This window comes from Paenibacillus alba (assembly GCF_013204855.1).
Taxonomy (GTDB): Bacteria; Bacillota; Bacilli; order Paenibacillales; family NBRC-103111; genus Paenibacillus_E; species Paenibacillus_E alba.
Window position 1 is genome coordinate 609,121 of record NZ_JABMKZ010000003.1, and the last position, 16,967, is coordinate 626,087.

Here is a 16,967-nt window from a genome sequence, read left to right on the forward strand (position 1 = left end):
GATAGCCGTGTCCCAGACATATCGCTTGCAGCTCGATTTACAATGGTTTGCTGGGGAGAAGACGGAACCTGCCACAGCCAAGAAAAGGCAAGATGCTCGTAAAAAGGGTCAAGTCGCGAAAAGTATGGAATTGCCTGCGGCAGCCATCTTACTTTTTTCCTTTTTATCATTTCTCGTGTTCGGTAGTTATATGAAGGTGAGGCTGATCAGCATTTTTCAAAATGTTTATCAGAATCAACTGAACATGGATATTACGATGGGGAATGTTCAAGTATTATTCGTGAACTTAGTTTCGCAAAGTATAGTTATACTGGCACCTATCTTCATACTTGTTGTGATAATCGCCTTTATTGGAAACTATGCTCAAATTGGGTTTTTGTTCATCGGCGAACCATTGATGATGAAGTTTAACAAAATTAATCCAATTGAAGGTTTTAAGCGGATTTTTTCCATGCGAACAATCATGGATTTCGTCAAATCTATGTTGAAAATGTCGATCATAGGTGTTGTCGTTTATACGACTTTGATGGGGGAAAAGGTTAAGCTGTTAGGACTTGGCCATACACCTCTTGAGAATACGTTCACTTTTATCGCATCGCTCACCTTAAAACTGGGGATTAAGATTGGTGCGATTCTCATCGTGCTAGCCGTATTTGATTTTATTTATCAAAGGTATGAGCACGAGAAAAGTCTCCGGATGTCCAAACAGGACATTAAAGATGAATATAAGAAAAGTGAAGGAGATCCGTTGATTAAAGGAAAGATTCGTGCAAAGCAGCGGCAGATGGCGATGCAGCGCATGATGCAGGAAGTTCCTAAGGCGGATGTTATTATTACCAATCCAACCCACTTTGCAGTAGCCCTGAAATATGATTCCCAAAACATGCAGGCTCCGACCGTTATTGCGAAAGGAGCCGACTATGTTGCTCTCAAGATTAAAGATGTTGCGAAGAAAAATGGCGTTATGACGATGGAAAATAAACCACTAGCTCGAGCGATTTTTGCTCAGGTGGAAATCGGGGAGTCCATTCCAGCTGATTTATTCCAAGCAGTCGCAGAAGTACTGGCTTATGTATATAAGATGAAGGGCAAAACGAATTAATGAGAAGGGAGGTACAATCTGATGAAAATCAAGGATCTTGTGGTTTTAGTAGGTATTATCTGTATTGTCTTAATGATGATTGTACCGGTGCCAATCCCTTTACTGGACTTTCTGCTTATTATTAATATTTCGGTAGCGTTAATGATTATATTAGTAGCTATGAATACCAAAGAGGCCCTTCAGTTCTCGATTTTTCCTTCCTTGCTTTTGATAACGACATTGTTCCGGTTGGCCCTCAACGTATCCACGACGCGGAACATTTTATCACATGCTGAGGCAGGCGACGTGGTCAGAACTTTTGGATCTTTCGTTGCGCAAGGCAATATCGTCGTGGGATTCGTTGTGTTTCTCATCCTTGTCTTGGTTCAATTCATTGTCATTACCAAAGGTTCTGAGCGCGTTGCCGAAGTAGCAGCAAGATTCACTCTCGATGCGATGCCAGGGAAGCAAATGAGCATTGACGCTGATTTAAACGCTGGATTAATTAATGAAGTTCAAGCCCGGGAACGCAGAAAGAAAATTGAAAATGAAGCAGACTTCTATGGAGCGATGGATGGAGCGAGTAAATTCGTAAAAGGGGATGCCATTGCAGGTATTATCATCCTTGTCATCAATCTGATTGGCGGCTTTATTATCGGAATGACCATGAAAGGAATGTCTTTCAGTCAAGCTCTTGAAACGTTCTCGATTCTAACCATCGGGGATGGCCTCGTCAGTCAGATTCCGGCTTTATTAATTTCAACGGCAGCTGGTATTATTGTTACTCGTGCCTCTTCTGAAGGAAATTTGGGTCAAGATGTTACCAGACAGTTAACGGCACAGCCCAAATTGCTGTACATTGTTGCGGGAACGTTAGTTGTGCTCGGGTTGTTTACGCCAATTCATTGGTTTACTACGTTCCCGATTGCTGGGTTGCTAGTTTATGCAGCCTTTAAAATGCAAAAGAATTTGGAACGGGAAGCGATCAAAGAAGAGCAAATGGTTGAAGAGAAACAAATTGAGGAAGTAAGAAGTCCTGAAAGTGTCATTTCGTTGCTGCAAGTTGACCCTATTGAATTTGAGTTTGGATATGGCCTTATTCCATTGGCTGATACGCAGCAAGGTGGAGATTTACTGGATCGTATCATCTTGATTCGTAGGCAATGTGCGCTTGAACTCGGGGTCGTCGTACCTGTGATTCGTATCCGTGACAACATTCAATTACGTCCGAATGAGTATATCATCAAAATTAAAGGCAATACTGTTGCCCGCGGAGAACTACTACTTAATCACTACTTAGCAATGAGCCCAGGTATTGATGATGATTCCATTACAGGAATTGAAACAACGGAGCCTGCGTTTGGATTACCGGCAATGTGGATTGATGAGGTAACGAAAGAGCGCGCCGAGCTTTCTGGCTACACCGTCGTAGATCCACCATCTGTAGTCGCTACACATTTGACAGAAGTTATTAAGAAACACACGCATGAGCTGCTTGGTCGACAAGAAACAAAGGCGCTCATCGACAATGTTCGCGAAACGTATCCTGCGCTTGTTGATGATCTTATTCCTTCCGTGTTGTCCATTGGTGATGTTCAGAAAGTATTGGCTAAATTATTGCGCGAGAAAATATCCGTACGTGACTTGGTCACAATTATGGAGACACTTGCCGATTATGGCACGTATACGAAGGACCCTGAGATTTTAACCGAATACGTCCGGCAGTCTTTATCCAGACAGATCACGCAACAATTCACCTCTTTAGGGGATTCTCTCAAAGTAATTACGGTAGGACCATCCGTTGAGAAGAAAATTGCAGATTCTGTTCAGCAATCCGATCAAGGAAGTTATCTAGCGCTAGATCCGTCTTCTTCTCAAATTATCTATCATCGTGTTAGCGAACAAGTTTCCAAATTAATTCAGTCCGGTCAACAACCCGTAATTTTAACTTCACCTACGATTCGTATGTATTTAAGACAATTGCTAGAGAGAACGCTGCAAGATATTCCAGTTCTATCCTACAGTGAATTAGAACCTAGTGTAGAAATTCAGAGCATGGGGGTAGTCAATTTATGAGAGTAAAGAGATACGTTGTCGACTCCATGCCTGATGCTCTGCAAAAAATTAGAACTGATTTAGGCAAGGATGCTGTTATTCTGAACACCAAAGAAATTCGCACAGGCGGATTTCTTGGTTTATTTGGCAAGAAGAAGATTGAAGTTATTGCAGCTATGGATGCTTCCAATTCTAATTCGGGTGCAGGCGCGCAGCAGCGAGTTGCCCCCACACAGCACCAACCACAAAGAGTCCAGCCTGCAATGAATCAGCTACAGCCGAATAAAGCTCAAGCACATATGTCCGATTTTCCGGAAGTGCCTGATGTGTTTGCTTCGGCTGTCTCTGCGAAAGAGCCCGTTGCTGTGAAAGTGGCTATCGAAACTCCAGCAATGCCAGCCTATGCACCTGTGCCTCAACAATCCTATTCACCTGTATCCGTCCATGCACCAAATAGGACTATCCAGAAGGATGACCATTTGATTGAAGAGCTAAAGCAAATGAAGGAAATGATGCGGAAGCTGACACAAGCAGCCGATGCAACTAAACTTCCGGAGCCTTTGCAGAAGATTGAGCAGCGATTGTACGATCAAGAGGTCGATCCTTTACTCGTTCGTCAAATCATTGATGAGACTTTGGCCGATTTCGAACTCGCAGATGAACCTGTTACCGATGAGTCCGCGCGGCAGTTGGTTAGAGCCAAATTGGGACAAGTGTTTAACTCGGCTGCAAATAAACAAATTTCACCTGACACGCGGGTTGTTCATTTCGTTGGTCCCACTGGCGTTGGTAAAACGACAACGATAGCGAAGTTAGCCGCTGAACAAGTACTGAAGTATCAACGCAAGGTTGGTTTTATTACATCAGATACTTACCGTATCGCAGCTATTGAACAGTTGAAGACGTATGCGACTATCTTGAATGTCCCGCTTGAAGTTGTTTTTTCTCCACAGGATTTATCCAAAGCTTTTCATCATCTAGAGGACTGCGACGTTATTTTTATGGATACAGCAGGGCGCAACTTCAGGAATGAAATGTATGTTTCGGAATTGAATTCTCTTCTTAAGACACAAGGAAACAGCGAAACGATTCTAGTACTTAGCTTAACGACGAAATACAGAGATATGAAGGCTATTACGAATAATTTCAATAAGTTCAAGCTGGATAAAGTGATTTTCACGAAAATGGATGAAACAGATTCTTACGGTGCAATCGTGAACGTGGTTCATGAGTTCTCTCTTCAGCTTTCCTATGTAACGAATGGTCAAAGCGTACCGGATGATATAACGGAGTTGAATGAATGGCAAATCATTGATTTGTTATTGGAGGAACCTAGAACATGAAGGATCAAGCAGAAGGGTTACGGAACCTGGTTCAAATTCAGAATGATAAAGGCACAAAGGCAACCAGGATCATTACCGTGACTAGCGGAAAGGGAGGCGTAGGGAAATCAAACTTTACGCTGAACTTTGCATTAACGCTTCAGTCCCAAGGTTACAAGGTTCTTGTCTTTGACGCTGATATCGGACTAGCCAATATTGATGTGCTAATGGGAGTTTCCTCCAAGTACAACTTGTATCATCTTCTTAAAAAGGAAAAAACGATCTGGGAAATCATCCAGAAAGGCTGCAATGATTTAGATTTTATTGCAGGTGGATCCGGATTCAACGATTTGCTTCGTTTAACAGAGGAAGAGCTGGATTACTTTGCTGAGCAGGTTATGCAGCTTAACGGGTATGTGGATTTCATCATTTTTGATACAGGTGCTGGGTTGTCGAAAGAAACCCTCAAGTTCATTCTTGCTGCTGAAGAAACCTTTGTTGTTACAACACCTGAACCTACTTCAATAACAGACGCTTACGCGATTATCAAAATGGTGAATTCAATGGGACATGATGTTTCGTTTAAATTAATCATCAATCGTGTGACGGATATGAAGGAAGGCAAGCAAACCGCCGATAAAATTTCATTAGTAGCCAAACAATTTTTGAACATCCATATCCCTTCTCTTGGTTTTGTGGATGATGATGTTTCCGTATCCAAAGCAGTAAAAAAACAGGTGCCTTTCACCGTTGCTTTTCCTAATTCAGCAGCATCCAGAAGTTTGAACATATTAGTAGAAAATTACATCAAAGGTTATCGCGTCATTGATGCCCCAACTTCTGGGGTAAAAGGGTTTTTAAATAAAATGATGAGACTTTTGAAATAGGATTTTTGAAAATCATGTCGAATAAGCACATAAAGGGAGGCGAACAACATGGCACCTTATAACATTCTTGTCGTAGACGACTCTGTCTTTATGCGAAAAATTATTAGCGATCTGATAACGGAAAATCCGCAATACAAAATTATTGGTACTGCAAAAAATGGTCAGGAAGCGATTGAGCAAGTCAAGCTCTTGCGACCAGATGCCGTTACAATGGATGTTGAAATGCCTGTAATGAATGGTTTGGATGCTCTTCAACGGATTATGGCTGAGCAGCCAACTCCCATTATTATGCTTAGTTCCTTAACGGAAGAAGGCGCTTCTGAAACCATTAAAGCACTGGAGTGGGGGGCTGTCGACTTTATTCGAAAGCCTTCAGGATCGATATCCCTTGACCTATATAAAGTGAAGCAATTGCTTCATGAGAAGCTGCAAATGGCCGTTCGAACGAAGATGCGAACCTTCCAACCTTTGCAGCAAAAGCCTTTGCTATCTCGTCCAATTGCTTCACAAGTGCTTGAGAAAAGCAATGTTGGAGTACATAAACCACCGGAGCCAAAAGCAACGACAGCTGCAGGTTCTCCATATTTTGATCATCTTGTCGCCATTGGGACATCTACTGGAGGTCCTAGGGCTTTGCATCAAGTAATTTCTAATATTCCTGCAGGATTTCCTGCTCCAATTCTTATTGTTCAACATATGCCGCCTAATTTCACCAAATCACTTGCGCAGCGCTTGAATGACATTTCCCAAATTCGTGTCGTAGAGGCATCAGAGGGAGATGTGCTTCAAGCGGCAACTGCTTATGTTGCTCCTGGCGGTTGGCATATGATCGCATACAAAGATTCCAACAAGACGTACAAAATTCGATTAACCAAAGAAGAGCCTCGTTCTGGCCACCGTCCTTCGGTGGATGTCATGTTTGAGTCCTTGCTTGGTATGAGTGAATTGAAGCGGCATATCGTACTGATGACAGGGATGGGAAGCGATGGAGCCAAAGGCATGCTTTCACTTAAGCGTGCCGGTGTAGCGACTACCATTGCTGAGTCCGAAGAAACATGCGTCGTTTACGGTATGCCAAGAGCTGCCGTAGAGCTCCAGGCTGCGATGCATGTGCTGCCACAACAAGATATAGCTGCTCGACTAGCTCAATGCGTACTTAATTAGATCAACGATAGCAAGCAAGTTGAATGATGATTCTATTGGAGGTGTGTGGTTTTGGAACTTAGTCAATATTTATCCATGTTTATCGATGAGTCGAAAGAGCATTTGCAATCCTTGAATGAGAACTTACTAAGTTTAGAAAGCAGCCCTCAAGATATTAGTATCGTACATAATATTTTTCGATCCGCCCATACGTTGAAAGGGATGTCCGCGACGATGGGCTTTGAAGACATTGCAGCCCTTACACATGAGATGGAGAATGTATTGGATCTTGTTCGTAACAGCAAAATTGAAATGAACCCATTTATTTTTGATTGTATTTTCAAAAGTTTGGATTCCTTGGAGTCGATGGTTGAAGATATTATCCAAGGTGGGACAGGAAAAGCAGATGTTTCCCCGATTGTTGTTTCACTTCGTTCCATTGTGACGGGTGAGTACAAAACGGAACAAGCTCCAGTAGCGGCTACAGCAGTTAAGGAACAAACAAAAGGAATTGAAGTGGATGAGTTCCAATATTCCATTTTGCAGCAGTCGATTGATTCAGGATTTCTAGTTTTTTATGTAGAAGTAACCGTGAATGACAACTGCGTGCTGAAAGCAGCGCGTGCCTACATGGTGTTCGATGCGTTAGAGAGAATGGGAGAAATCGTCAAAGCGACGCCATCTGTTCAAGAAATTGAACAAGAGAAGTTCGATCGTTCCTTCTCCTTGTATTTCATTTCTAAGGTTGATCAAGGAACTCTCGAAAAAGAGATTCTGAATGTTTCTGAGATACACTCTGCTGTGATCATCACTGTAGATACGGAATCATTAGCCGAATTATCCCGTCCCCGAACTGAAGTAGAAGCGGCTAGACAAGAAATTGCAGCTGCGGTTGCTGCTGTAATTGCAACAGCTCCGGTAGTTGCAACTGAGACTGCTCCTAAGGCTGAGCCGGCGGCAGCTGTAGCAAAACCAGCAGCAGGCGGGGCTCCAGTAGCAAGTCGGACAATCCGGGTTGATATTGAACGTCTCGATGCGCTTATGAATTTGTTCAGCGAGCTTTTGATTGACCGTGTGCGTCTTGAGCAATTAGCATCTGAAGTTAAACGGAATGATCTTACGGAAACTGTTGAGCACATGTCTAGAGTTAGCAGTGATTTGCAAAATATTGTTTTGAAGCTCCGCATGGTGCCTGTGGATTCTGTCTTTAATCGTTTCCCTCGGATGATCAGAGACTTAGCCAAATCACTAGATAAGAAAGTGGATTTAGTCATTACAGGGGCTGAAACGGAATTAGATCGTACCGTCATTGATGAAATTGGAGATCCGCTTGTCCATTTGCTTCGTAACGCGGTCGATCATGGCATTGAATCCATCAGTGATCGTCTAGCAGCTGGGAAAAGTGAGCACGGTACAATCCAGCTGCGTGCATTCCATAGTGGAAACCATGTCTTTATTGAAATTGAAGAAGACGGCAAAGGCATTTATCGAGATAAAGTTCTAAAAACTGCGCTTAAGAACGGTCTTGTAACGGCGGAGCAAGCTGCAAAATTGAGCGATATGGAAGTGTATAATTTACTATTCGCTTCTGGTTTCAGCACGGCGGAGAAAATTTCAGATATTTCAGGTCGTGGTGTTGGACTTGATGTCGTGAAGACCAAAATCCAAATGCTAGGCGGACATGTCCAAGTAGATTCCAAACCAGGACTAGGCAGTAAGTTTTCTGTTCAGTTGCCGTTGACATTGTCAATTATTTCGGCGATGTTGGTGCGTTTGGGCAGTGAGAAATACGCCATTCCATTATCATCTATCGTAGAAACATCTGCGATTCAAAAGCAACAAATTCGCAACATTCATGGCAATAAAATGGTGGATTATCGCAACTCGGTTATTCCACTCGTCTCACTTAGCACCTTGTTCAATGTGCCTGACTTCAATGAAGATCTGGAAGAAGAAACCGAAATTGTTGTTGTGCGCAAAGGCGATAAACAAGTTGCCTTAATGGTCGATGAATTTATTGGCCAGCAAGAAATTGTTCTCAAAACACTTGGTAAATACTTATCCGGACTTTTTGCCATATCTGGCGCAACGATTTTAGGGGATGGACAAGTTGCTTTGATTATTGACCCTAATGCATTGATTAAATAATCATTTAAATCTAAGGAGGCATTCACAATGGGAGAAGAGAAAAAGGTTATTGTCTTTGCACTTGGCACGGAAGAATACGGCGTGGAAGTCGAGAAAGTAAGAACAATCGAAAGAATGCAGCCTATGACACGTGTACCGAAAGCACCTGAGTTTATTAAAGGTGTGATCAATCTGCGTGGTGTCGTGATCCCTATTATTGATCTCCGTTCCAGATTTGGGCTTAGTGAGCTGCCGACGACGGATGCTACACGGATTATCATTGTTTCGGCCGGTGATTTCGAGGTTGGTTTAATCGTAGATTCCGCAAACGATGTTATTGATTTGGATACTGACAATATCGATAATCCACCAGAGATCGTTGGCGGCATTAAAGCCAAATATTTGGATGGGATTGCTCGTGTAGGCGAACAAAGATTGCTAGTTTTGCTTAATTTAGAGCAGGTTCTGGATCGTAATGAAATTCAACAGCTGGAAAGAATAGAGGAATAGGTTGTGGATGTATTTAGTCATTTAGCCGATTTTCAAATGGACGTTCTCAAAGAAGTAGGCAACATAGGTGCGGGTCATGCAGCGACCGCCCTATCTACTTTATTGGATAAGCCAATTGATATGCTGGTGCCCAAGGTGCGAATGCTTCCATTCGAAGAGATATGTGAAAGTGTCGGCGGTGCGGAGACGGTTGTTTTAGCTATTTTCTTACGCGTGGATGGCGATGCTCCTGGGAACATGTTTTTTATTCTCGATTTGGATGCTGCCAAAAATATTTTAAGGGATCTGATTGGCTTAAACATTCAGGATCAAGAAGAGTACTCAGAGCTTGAATTATCAGCTTTGAATGAAATTGGCAATATTCTTGCTGGTTCCTACTTATCTTCATTAGCTGATTTTACGAACTTGAATATGCAGCCGACAGTTCCGGCGTTAGCCATTGATATGGCCGGTGCGATATTAAGCTATGGTTTGTTGCAATTTGGTCAAATGGGAGATCAGGCTTTGCTCATTGATACCAAGTTTATGGAGGGGGATAATGAAGTACAAGGACATTTCTTCCTAATTCCTGATCCGGAATCGTTTGGCAAAATATTTTCCGCATTAGGGGTCGAGTCTTCATGATTCAGGATAATCTGATTAAAGTAGGAATGGCTGACCTGAATGTTGCTCACCAATCGGGTGTGCTGAAGACAACAGGGCTGGGTTCGTGTGTAGGTGTCACTTTGTATGATAGCCGCGTAAAAGTGGCAGGTATGGCCCATGTCATGCTGCCTTCATCAGAAATTGCTCGTGAAGGATCGCTGAACATTGCTAAATACGCGGATACAGCTATTCCTGAGTTAATCTCACGAATGGAAAAACTCGGTGCCATGGTAAGCAGACTAGAAGCGAAATTAGCTGGTGGAGCGCAGATGTTTGCATTTGCTGGAAATAATGATACGATGAGAATTGGCCCGAGAAATGTAGAATCCTGTAAAGATATGTTGAATAAATACAAGATTCCGATTCTCGCTGAGGATACAGGGGCCAATTATGGTCGTACGATAGAGTTCCTTAGCGAGACAGGCATTCTGGTTATTCGAAGTGTCCAATTAGGAGTGAAGGAAATTTAATATGATTGGAACCATACGCATTAATCTCATTGTAGCAACCGTAGCAGGGATATTTACATTTGCTTTATCCATTGGCAATAACTTATTGCTTTCCACCTGTCTCAAAAGTGTTTACAGCTTTCTTATTTTATTCGTATTGAGTTTTGGTTTTCGATGGGTATTAGGTCTCATGATTGGAGCTGAGCATGCTGCAGTCGGCACGGCTCAAAGTTTACCTGCTGAGGATTCGCCTGTTGGTCAATCGCTTGATCTGACAACACCTGATTTGGACGATGAAACACGCCAGATGATGAAAGCCAATCTTGGAGACAACAACGTTTCAACGGCTACTGATATGCAATTTTCACCACTGAATCCACCAAAGCTAGTCACCAAGAATAATTTAGACCCTGAACAACTGGCTGGTGCTTTAAGGCGAATGTCTGAAGATTAAGGATGGTGAAACAACAAAATGATGATTGAACAAAAGCAATCGCAAATAGCTAATCTTGAGCTATGGAAGCAGTGGAAGGAAGAAGGCTGGGTGCCAGCTAAGCAGTCGCTTATTGAAAGTTACTTGCCTTTAGTTGATTATGTTTCAAGCCGACTTGCAATTGGACTTCCCAAAAGTGTTTCGAAAGAGGATCTGTCCAGCTTTGGTGTGATGGGACTTATTGATGCCGTAGAGAAATTTGATTACGCTCGCGGTTTGCAATTCGAAACGTATGCTTCATGGAGAATCCGAGGGTCTATCATTGATGGATTGCGTCAAGGTGATTGGGTACCGCGTTCAGTAAGAGAAAAGGCCAAAAAAGTTGAGGATGCTTATCAGAAGCTGGAGCAGCAGTATCTTCGTTCGGTAACAGATGCGGAAATCAGTGCTTATTTGCAAGTCAGCGAGACCGACTTTCAACAAATGCTTCAAGATATTTCGATTACAACGGTTTGTTCAATTGACGATCCTATTCGCGAAGAAGACTCAGAAACACGTCTTTCCTTGCTAGTTGATGAAAAGGCTAAAAACCCTGAATTTCAAGTCAATGAGTTTTATCTAAAGGATTCTTTGGCCAAAGCGATTGAGCGTTTGACGGAGAAAGAAAGAACGGTTGTTTCCTTATTTTATTTTGAAGAACTTTCATTAAGTGAAATTGCAGAAGTGATGTGTTTGTCTCCTTCGCGTATTTCCCAATTACATTCCAAAGCGATACTTCGTCTAAAAGGAGTATTAGGAAGATTTAAAAATCAACTATTTCAGGATTCATAACCAAATTTGTTGGAGAAAGGTGGTATTCCATGCTTGAGAGGAACATGCCTTTAGATTACTATATCAGTATTTCCGTCTCGGACGACAAGTTGTCTGCCCAGTTGCTAATTAGCAATATAGATGACACTCTCAAATTAACTGTAGGTCAATTGGAAGACCTTATTCAAAAAAATCGTATCGTGCATGGTTTAAATAAGCAGCTTATTGCTCAAATTGCAGCAGATCCAAAACTGTTTTATCACCAAAAAGTAGTGATAGCAGCAGGTACGAAGCCCCAAGATGGACAAAACGGCACGATTACATATATTTTTGCGTTTGATCAAGATGAAAAAAAACCGCTTGAGCTGGAAGACGGCAGGGTCAATTATAAAGAAGTTGTAACACTACATAATGTAAGAAAAGGACAGCTGATCGGGCAGCGCCTTCTGGCGACGGAAGGTATGGCTGGACGAGCAGTGACGGGCGAAACGCTTTTTGCCAAGGCGGGCAAGGAAGCAAGATTTAAATTAGGTAAGAATGTTATTGTAGATGCGGAGCAAATGACTCTCTATTCAGCAATTGACGGCATGGTGGTGAGAACCGATCGTGATAAGATCAACGTTTTCCCTGTGTATGAAATCAATGGCGATGTTGATTATAGCATCGGGAATATTGATTTTGTAGGTACGGTTGTGATCCGCGGCAACGTGCTGCCAGGCTTCAAAATTCGTGCAGCGGGGGATATCCGCGTTACAGGTGGAGTTGAAGCGGCAGAGCTTGAAGCGGAAGGTTCAGTTGAAATTAATGCGGGTATTGTCGGGCAAAATAAAGCGCATATCAAAGCTGGGAAAAATGTCAAAAGCTCTTTTATACAAGACGCAACTATTGAAGTTGCGGGAGAATTATTAGTGTCTCAAAGTATCATGCATTCAACGGTCAGAGCTGGTAAGGCTGTCATATGCAGTGGGTCCAAGGGGCTTATCGTCGGTGGCACCATTCAAGCCGGAGAGCGCGTAACAGCGCGTACGATTGGGAATACGATGTCTACGGCAACCGTTGTTGAGGTAGGTGTTCTTCCTGAGCTGCGCAATGAGATGATCAATTTGCGCAATCAACATCGCGTGTACATGGAAAACATGGATAAAACCGATAAAGCGCTTACCTTGTTGGATGCTTTAGCGGCCGCCGGGCAATTAACGCCTGATAAAGTAGCCATGCGGATTAAACTTAATCATACGAAAAAGCAAGCTGTGGAAGAACAAAACACGATTAAGGAACGAATCCTTGAGATTGAAAAATCGTTGGAAGATTCTGAAAAGGCCAAAGTTGAAGTTTTATCAACCGTTTATGGCGGAACGAAGATCGTGATTGGCCGTTATACGAAATTTATTAAAGATCCAACGAACCGGATGACGTTCCGATTAAGTGATGGCGATATTACAATGAGTACCTATGTGTAAATGAAGGAGTGGGTAAGTGATGAGCTTTAAAGCCATTGATTTACAACTCGCTGTACACAAAAACGATGAAGCCGGTATTCGGCAAAACCAGCTCATGCAAAAGCCTAGGCAGGATGAAGCCATTTTAGAGCATCAGTCTCTGATTAATACGGAGAAAGATCGTCATCGCAGCAGCAAACTTGAAAAGAGCGATCGCGCAGATATTAAAGATCAGGGCGGAGACAAGCAGCAGGCTTCCAAACGGAAGTTCAAGAATAAAAACAATCTTGAAACCGGCAGCACCGAGTCTCACCATTCGCCGGATCACCCTTATAAAGGCCATCATATCGATTTATCTCTGTAACCCGCTATTTTACTTATAGAAAAAGGTGAACCCAATGGCTATGCAGCCGTGGATGTATGTCGTTCTTCTAGGTTTAGTCATCCTTGTATACGCCCGTTTTCTCCCCAAGGAGCAAGCGGCATTGTCGAACAAAACCAATGTCGTTCAAGAAATTGAGGAGACGATCGAGCACTTTGCTGCTGAAATGGATGAGCAAAATCAGTCTCTGCTTAACCTTTTTTCCAAAACAAAGCAAGATTATGAAGTGGAGCTTGCCAAACTGGCTGGCAGATTGGAATCATTGGAGAAGCAAAAGCATGAGCTTTCGCAGGAATTGACGAAAGTACATGTAAATCAGCAAGTTAGTCATCAATCCCATGTTGATTCTGAGAATCAGGGTCTTATTGGGAGCCTAAACAATCCTGATCTGCCCGCTTCCGCTTCATCTATACAGTCAGAACAAGGGGAAGCTTCTTTCTTACCTGTACCCGCGGAGGAAATCGTGGAAGAGCCCGTCTATATGGGATTGGGTATGAAAAGCAGGTATACGGAGTTATTTGCTTTACACGACCAAGGGAAAAGCGTAGAAGCCATCGCTAAGCAATTAGGAATGAATAAAGGCGAGGTTAGTTTGATCCTTCAGCTTGCGAAACAGGAGGAGAGGGCTCGTGTTTAAGAATCGTTCAACTATTTTGGGTATTGGGATTGGCATTATTATAGGGGCTTTGCTTCTACAAGTAATGTCTGTTCGCGCAAGTGCTCCAGGTCAGGCGAAATTGGCGATGGAGGAGATGGATCCTCAGAAATTGAAGGATGAAACCTCAAAATACTATCAAGTATTTGATAAAAGTGTCAAAATGTATACACAAGCAGAGTTGGACACTGTCGTTCAGCAGAAAGTGAAGGATGAGGCTGAACGAATAGCAGCAGCTAAGCCCAAAGATCAACCCAAAACGACTGTCCCTGAAGGCAGCCCCAAAATCATTCTTTATGTGCAGCCTAATTTGGATGCAACTGCGGTTAGTGATTTATTAGTGAAATCAGGCATCATAACGGATCGTAAAGCTTTCGTCACCGAGTTGGAGAAACAAGGCGGCAATACGAAGCTTCAAATCGGTTTTCACTCTTTTGAGGGCGTAATGGATATGCCCAAAATCGTTGCCAATTTACTTACAGCTCAATAGTATGCTTACAAATGGATCTTCTTCTTTTAGAGGTCTTTTTTGTTCGTTTAGGTACTTGAATACCGCATAAGTTGTGAGAAAATCCGTTCATGACAAAAGGTTGCATAGGGATTTGAGTTGTGGTATATTTATTCACGGTGTTAAAAACTCACGCCCGTCAATTTGCATAATGGTGCTTACTTAGGTAAGTTTTATGCAAAGATGCGACAGGCGGCGGATACCAAATAAACCATTTTAGAGGAGGGATTGGGGATGGCAGTTATCTCCATGAAACAGCTTTTAGAAGCTGGCGTACATTTCGGTCACCAAACACGTCGTTGGAATCCGAAAATGGACAAGTACATCTTTACAGAAAGAAACGGTATTTACATTATCGATTTGCAAAAAACGGTTAAAAAAGTTGAGGAAGCTTACAACTTTGTTAAATCCGTTTCTGAAGATAATGGTACGATTCTTTTCGTAGGAACGAAAAAACAAGCGCAAGATTCCGTTGCGGAAGAAGCAGAACGTTGTGGCATGTACTTCATCAACCAACGTTGGTTGGGTGGTACATTAACAAACTTCCAAACGATTCAAAAGCGTATTGACCGTTTGAAAACTCTTGAAAGATGGGAAGAGGACGGCACTTTCGAAGTTCTTCCTAAGAAAGAAGTTATCATTCTTCGCAAAGAGAAAGAGCGTCTTGAGAAATTCTTGGGCGGTATCAAGAACATGAAAGGTCTGCCTAGCGCACTTTTCATTATCGATCCACGTAAAGAGCGTATTGCTGTTGCAGAAGCTCGCAAATTGGGTATCCCAATCGTTGGTATCGTTGATACAAACTGTGATCCGGACGAAATCGACTACGTGATCCCAGGTAACGATGATGCGATTCGTGCCGTTAAATTGTTGACAGCGAAAATTGCTGACGCAGTGATCGAAGCACACCAAGGCGAACAAACAACAGCTTAATCTATAGGAACGTGAAAAGGGTGGTTGGAAGGTGTAACAGCCTGTCACCACCCTTTTTTTAAAGAATCAATGTGTGCTACATAGCATCAACAATAACAACTAACGGGAGGTTTCTTTCAATGGCAGTTACAGCAGCACAAGTGAAAGAATTACGTGAAAAAACAGGCGCAGGTATGTTGGATTGTAAGAAAGCACTAGAAGAAGCTAACGGTGATATCACAAAAGCCGGCGAATTGCTTCGCGAAAAAGGTCTTTCCGCAGCAGCTAACAAAGCTGGACGTATTGCTACAGAAGGCGCTGTTGAATCTTACATTCACGCTGGCGGTAAAGTAGGCGTACTTGTTGAAATCAACTGTGAAACTGACTTCGTTGGTAAAACGGATCAATTCAGAACTTTCTGCAAAGATATCGCGATGCACATTGCAGCAGCGAACCCAACTTATGTACGTCGTGAAGAAGTGCCAACAGAAGCTTTGGAGAAAGAGAAAGAAATTCTTCGTAACCAAGCTCTTAACGAAGGCAAACCAGAGAAAATCATCGACAAAATGGTTGAAGGCCGTATCGGGAAATACTACGAAGAGTTCTGCTTGATGGAACAACAATTCGTTAAAGATCCAGACAAAACGATTGACCAATTGCTGAACGAGAAAATCGCGGCAATCGGCGAGAACATCTCCATTCGTCGTTTCGTTCGTTTTGGTCTAGGTGAAGGCCTCGAGAAAAAACAAGAGAACTTTGCGGAAGAAGTAATGTCCCAAGTTAACCTATAATAGATTTTTAAAAAGTTGGAACACTTGGTGTTCCTTCTTTTTTAGCCAATAAGAGATTGTTGGTTCATGCATTGAAACGGGGGTAAACAAGTTGGGTCAACCTTTTTACAAAAGAGTAGTGCTAAAATTAAGCGGCGAAGCCTTGGCAGGTCAGCAGGGCTACGGCATTGATTCGGAAGTCATTACATCCATTGCCCAACAGGTAAAAGACGTTGTGGAATTGAATGTAGAAGTAGCCATTGTTGTGGGTGGCGGCAATATTTGGCGGGGAATTGCTGGCAGTGAGAAAGGGATGGACCGTGCAACGGCAGACTACATGGGAATGCTGGCTACGGTAATGAATTCTCTGGCTCTGCAGGATGCTTTGGAGAATATCGAAGTGCCAACCCGTGTGCAGTCTTCCATAACGATGCAGCAAGTTGCTGAGCCATACATTCGTAGAAGAGCAATGCGTCACCTCGAAAAGGGGAGAGTTGTTATTTTTGCGGCAGGCACAGGGAATCCTTACTTCTCTACGGATACGACAGCGGCTTTAAGAGCAGCTGAGATTGAAGCGGAAGTTATTCTTATGGCCAAAAACAAAGTGGATGGCGTTTATTCGGCAGATCCATTCAAAGATCCAACAGCTAAGAAATACGAGACGTTAACCTATATGGAAGTCATCAGCAACAACCTTGGTGTCATGGATTCCACCGCTTCCTCCCTCTGTATGGATAACAACATCCCATTAGTGGTGTTTAACATTACAGAAAAAGGGAATATCAAACGAGTGGTCCTTGGCGAGAAAATAGGGACTACAGTTAAAGGGAGTGTCTAAA

The 16,967-nt window shown here is 42.7% G+C and carries 18 protein-coding genes; all 18 read left to right on the top strand.

Annotation, left to right across the window (positions count from 1 at the left end; all coding sequences use genetic code 11):
* The first annotated feature begins 7 nt into the window (after positions 1-7).
* Positions 8-1,102 carry a flagellar biosynthesis protein FlhB gene (gene flhB / locus HQN90_RS06450; protein WP_173216961.1) on the top strand — a complete coding sequence of 365 codons (1,095 nt, stop codon included), beginning with the start codon at positions 8-10 and terminating at the stop codon, positions 1,100-1,102.
* Between the two features lie 21 nt (positions 1,103-1,123).
* A complete protein-coding gene (flhA, locus tag HQN90_RS06455; protein ID WP_173216962.1) occupies positions 1,124-3,157 on the top strand; it encodes a flagellar biosynthesis protein FlhA in 2,034 nt (677 codons plus the stop codon).
* The gene (flhF, locus tag HQN90_RS06460) at positions 3,154-4,479 is read left to right on the top strand and encodes a flagellar biosynthesis GTPase FlhF (protein WP_173216963.1); all 1,326 of its coding nucleotides are present in this window, start codon (positions 3,154-3,156) and stop codon (positions 4,477-4,479) included. The genes flhA and flhF overlap by 4 nt, the downstream gene beginning before the upstream one ends.
* On the top strand, positions 4,476-5,345 hold the full coding sequence (locus HQN90_RS06465; protein ID WP_173216964.1) for a MinD/ParA family protein: 870 nt from the start codon (positions 4,476-4,478) through the stop codon (positions 5,343-5,345). The genes flhF and HQN90_RS06465 overlap by 4 nt, the downstream gene beginning before the upstream one ends.
* Positions 5,346-5,393: 48 nt before the next feature.
* Positions 5,394-6,509 carry a protein-glutamate methylesterase/protein-glutamine glutaminase gene (locus tag HQN90_RS06470; protein WP_173216965.1) on the top strand — a complete coding sequence of 372 codons (1,116 nt, stop codon included), beginning with the start codon at positions 5,394-5,396 and terminating at the stop codon, positions 6,507-6,509.
* A gap of 51 nt (positions 6,510-6,560) precedes the next feature.
* Positions 6,561-8,636, top strand: coding sequence for a chemotaxis protein CheA (locus HQN90_RS06475; protein ID WP_173216966.1), 2,076 nt, complete (start codon positions 6,561-6,563; stop codon positions 8,634-8,636).
* A gap of 27 nt (positions 8,637-8,663) precedes the next feature.
* Positions 8,664-9,125 (top strand): chemotaxis protein CheW, encoded by a 462-nt coding sequence (locus HQN90_RS06480; RefSeq protein WP_173216967.1) that lies wholly within the window; start codon positions 8,664-8,666, stop codon positions 9,123-9,125.
* Positions 9,126-9,161: 36 nt separating this feature from the next.
* Positions 9,162-9,749, top strand: a complete 588-nt coding sequence (locus HQN90_RS06485; protein WP_216855237.1) for a chemotaxis protein CheC — start codon at positions 9,162-9,164, stop codon at positions 9,747-9,749.
* Positions 9,746-10,240 (top strand): chemotaxis protein CheD, encoded by a 495-nt coding sequence (locus HQN90_RS06490; RefSeq protein WP_079408952.1) that lies wholly within the window; start codon positions 9,746-9,748, stop codon positions 10,238-10,240. Before HQN90_RS06485 ends, HQN90_RS06490 begins: the two co-directional genes overlap by 4 nt.
* 1 nt (position 10,241) lies before the next feature.
* Entirely contained in the window at positions 10,242-10,673 is a 432-nt protein-coding gene (locus HQN90_RS06495; protein ID WP_173216969.1) for a hypothetical protein, read from the top strand.
* A 21-nt stretch (positions 10,674-10,694) separates the two neighbouring features.
* The gene (locus tag HQN90_RS06500; protein WP_173217077.1) at positions 10,695-11,483 is read left to right on the top strand and encodes a FliA/WhiG family RNA polymerase sigma factor; all 789 of its coding nucleotides are present in this window, start codon (positions 10,695-10,697) and stop codon (positions 11,481-11,483) included.
* 29 nt (positions 11,484-11,512) lie between these two features.
* Positions 11,513-12,922, top strand: a complete 1,410-nt coding sequence (locus tag HQN90_RS06505; RefSeq protein WP_173216970.1) for a DUF342 domain-containing protein — start codon at positions 11,513-11,515, stop codon at positions 12,920-12,922.
* Positions 12,923-12,941: 19 nt separating this feature from the next.
* Positions 12,942-13,265, top strand: coding sequence for a hypothetical protein (locus tag HQN90_RS06510; protein WP_173216971.1), 324 nt, complete (start codon positions 12,942-12,944; stop codon positions 13,263-13,265).
* A 34-nt stretch (positions 13,266-13,299) separates the two neighbouring features.
* Positions 13,300-13,920, top strand: coding sequence for a hypothetical protein (locus HQN90_RS06515; RefSeq protein ID WP_173216972.1), 621 nt, complete (start codon positions 13,300-13,302; stop codon positions 13,918-13,920).
* On the top strand, positions 13,913-14,428 hold the full coding sequence (locus HQN90_RS06520) for a hypothetical protein (protein WP_173216973.1): 516 nt from the start codon (positions 13,913-13,915) through the stop codon (positions 14,426-14,428). The genes HQN90_RS06515 and HQN90_RS06520 overlap by 8 nt, the downstream gene beginning before the upstream one ends.
* Before the next feature lie 252 nt (positions 14,429-14,680).
* Positions 14,681-15,379, top strand: coding sequence for a 30S ribosomal protein S2 (gene rpsB / locus HQN90_RS06525; protein ID WP_056625008.1), 699 nt, complete (start codon positions 14,681-14,683; stop codon positions 15,377-15,379).
* A 119-nt stretch (positions 15,380-15,498) separates the two neighbouring features.
* Entirely contained in the window at positions 15,499-16,149 is a 651-nt protein-coding gene (gene tsf / locus HQN90_RS06530) for a translation elongation factor Ts (RefSeq protein WP_079408958.1), read from the top strand.
* Between the two features lie 91 nt (positions 16,150-16,240).
* The gene (gene pyrH, locus HQN90_RS06535; protein ID WP_079408959.1) at positions 16,241-16,966 is read left to right on the top strand and encodes a UMP kinase; all 726 of its coding nucleotides are present in this window, start codon (positions 16,241-16,243) and stop codon (positions 16,964-16,966) included.
* Position 16,967: the final 1 nt, after the last annotated feature.

Coding starts and splice junctions, on each gene's coding strand:
- flhA (WP_173216962.1), top strand. CDS start 1,124: ATGAAAATCAAGGATCTTGTGGTTTTAGTAGGTATTATCTGTATTGTC.
- flhF (WP_173216963.1), top strand. CDS start 3,154: ATGAGAGTAAAGAGATACGTTGTCGACTCCATGCCTGATGCTCTGCAA.
- HQN90_RS06465 (WP_173216964.1), top strand. CDS start 4,476: ATGAAGGATCAAGCAGAAGGGTTACGGAACCTGGTTCAAATTCAGAAT.
- HQN90_RS06470 (WP_173216965.1), top strand. CDS start 5,394: ATGGCACCTTATAACATTCTTGTCGTAGACGACTCTGTCTTTATGCGA.
- HQN90_RS06480 (WP_173216967.1), top strand. CDS start 8,664: ATGGGAGAAGAGAAAAAGGTTATTGTCTTTGCACTTGGCACGGAAGAA.
- HQN90_RS06485 (WP_216855237.1), top strand. CDS start 9,162: ATGGACGTTCTCAAAGAAGTAGGCAACATAGGTGCGGGTCATGCAGCG.
- HQN90_RS06490 (WP_079408952.1), top strand. CDS start 9,746: ATGATTCAGGATAATCTGATTAAAGTAGGAATGGCTGACCTGAATGTT.
- HQN90_RS06495 (WP_173216969.1), top strand. CDS start 10,242: ATGATTGGAACCATACGCATTAATCTCATTGTAGCAACCGTAGCAGGG.
- HQN90_RS06500 (WP_173217077.1), top strand. CDS start 10,695: ATGATTGAACAAAAGCAATCGCAAATAGCTAATCTTGAGCTATGGAAG.
- HQN90_RS06505 (WP_173216970.1), top strand. CDS start 11,513: ATGCTTGAGAGGAACATGCCTTTAGATTACTATATCAGTATTTCCGTC.
- HQN90_RS06510 (WP_173216971.1), top strand. CDS start 12,942: ATGAGCTTTAAAGCCATTGATTTACAACTCGCTGTACACAAAAACGAT.
- HQN90_RS06515 (WP_173216972.1), top strand. CDS start 13,300: ATGGCTATGCAGCCGTGGATGTATGTCGTTCTTCTAGGTTTAGTCATC.
- rpsB (WP_056625008.1), top strand. CDS start 14,681: ATGGCAGTTATCTCCATGAAACAGCTTTTAGAAGCTGGCGTACATTTC.
- tsf (WP_079408958.1), top strand. CDS start 15,499: ATGGCAGTTACAGCAGCACAAGTGAAAGAATTACGTGAAAAAACAGGC.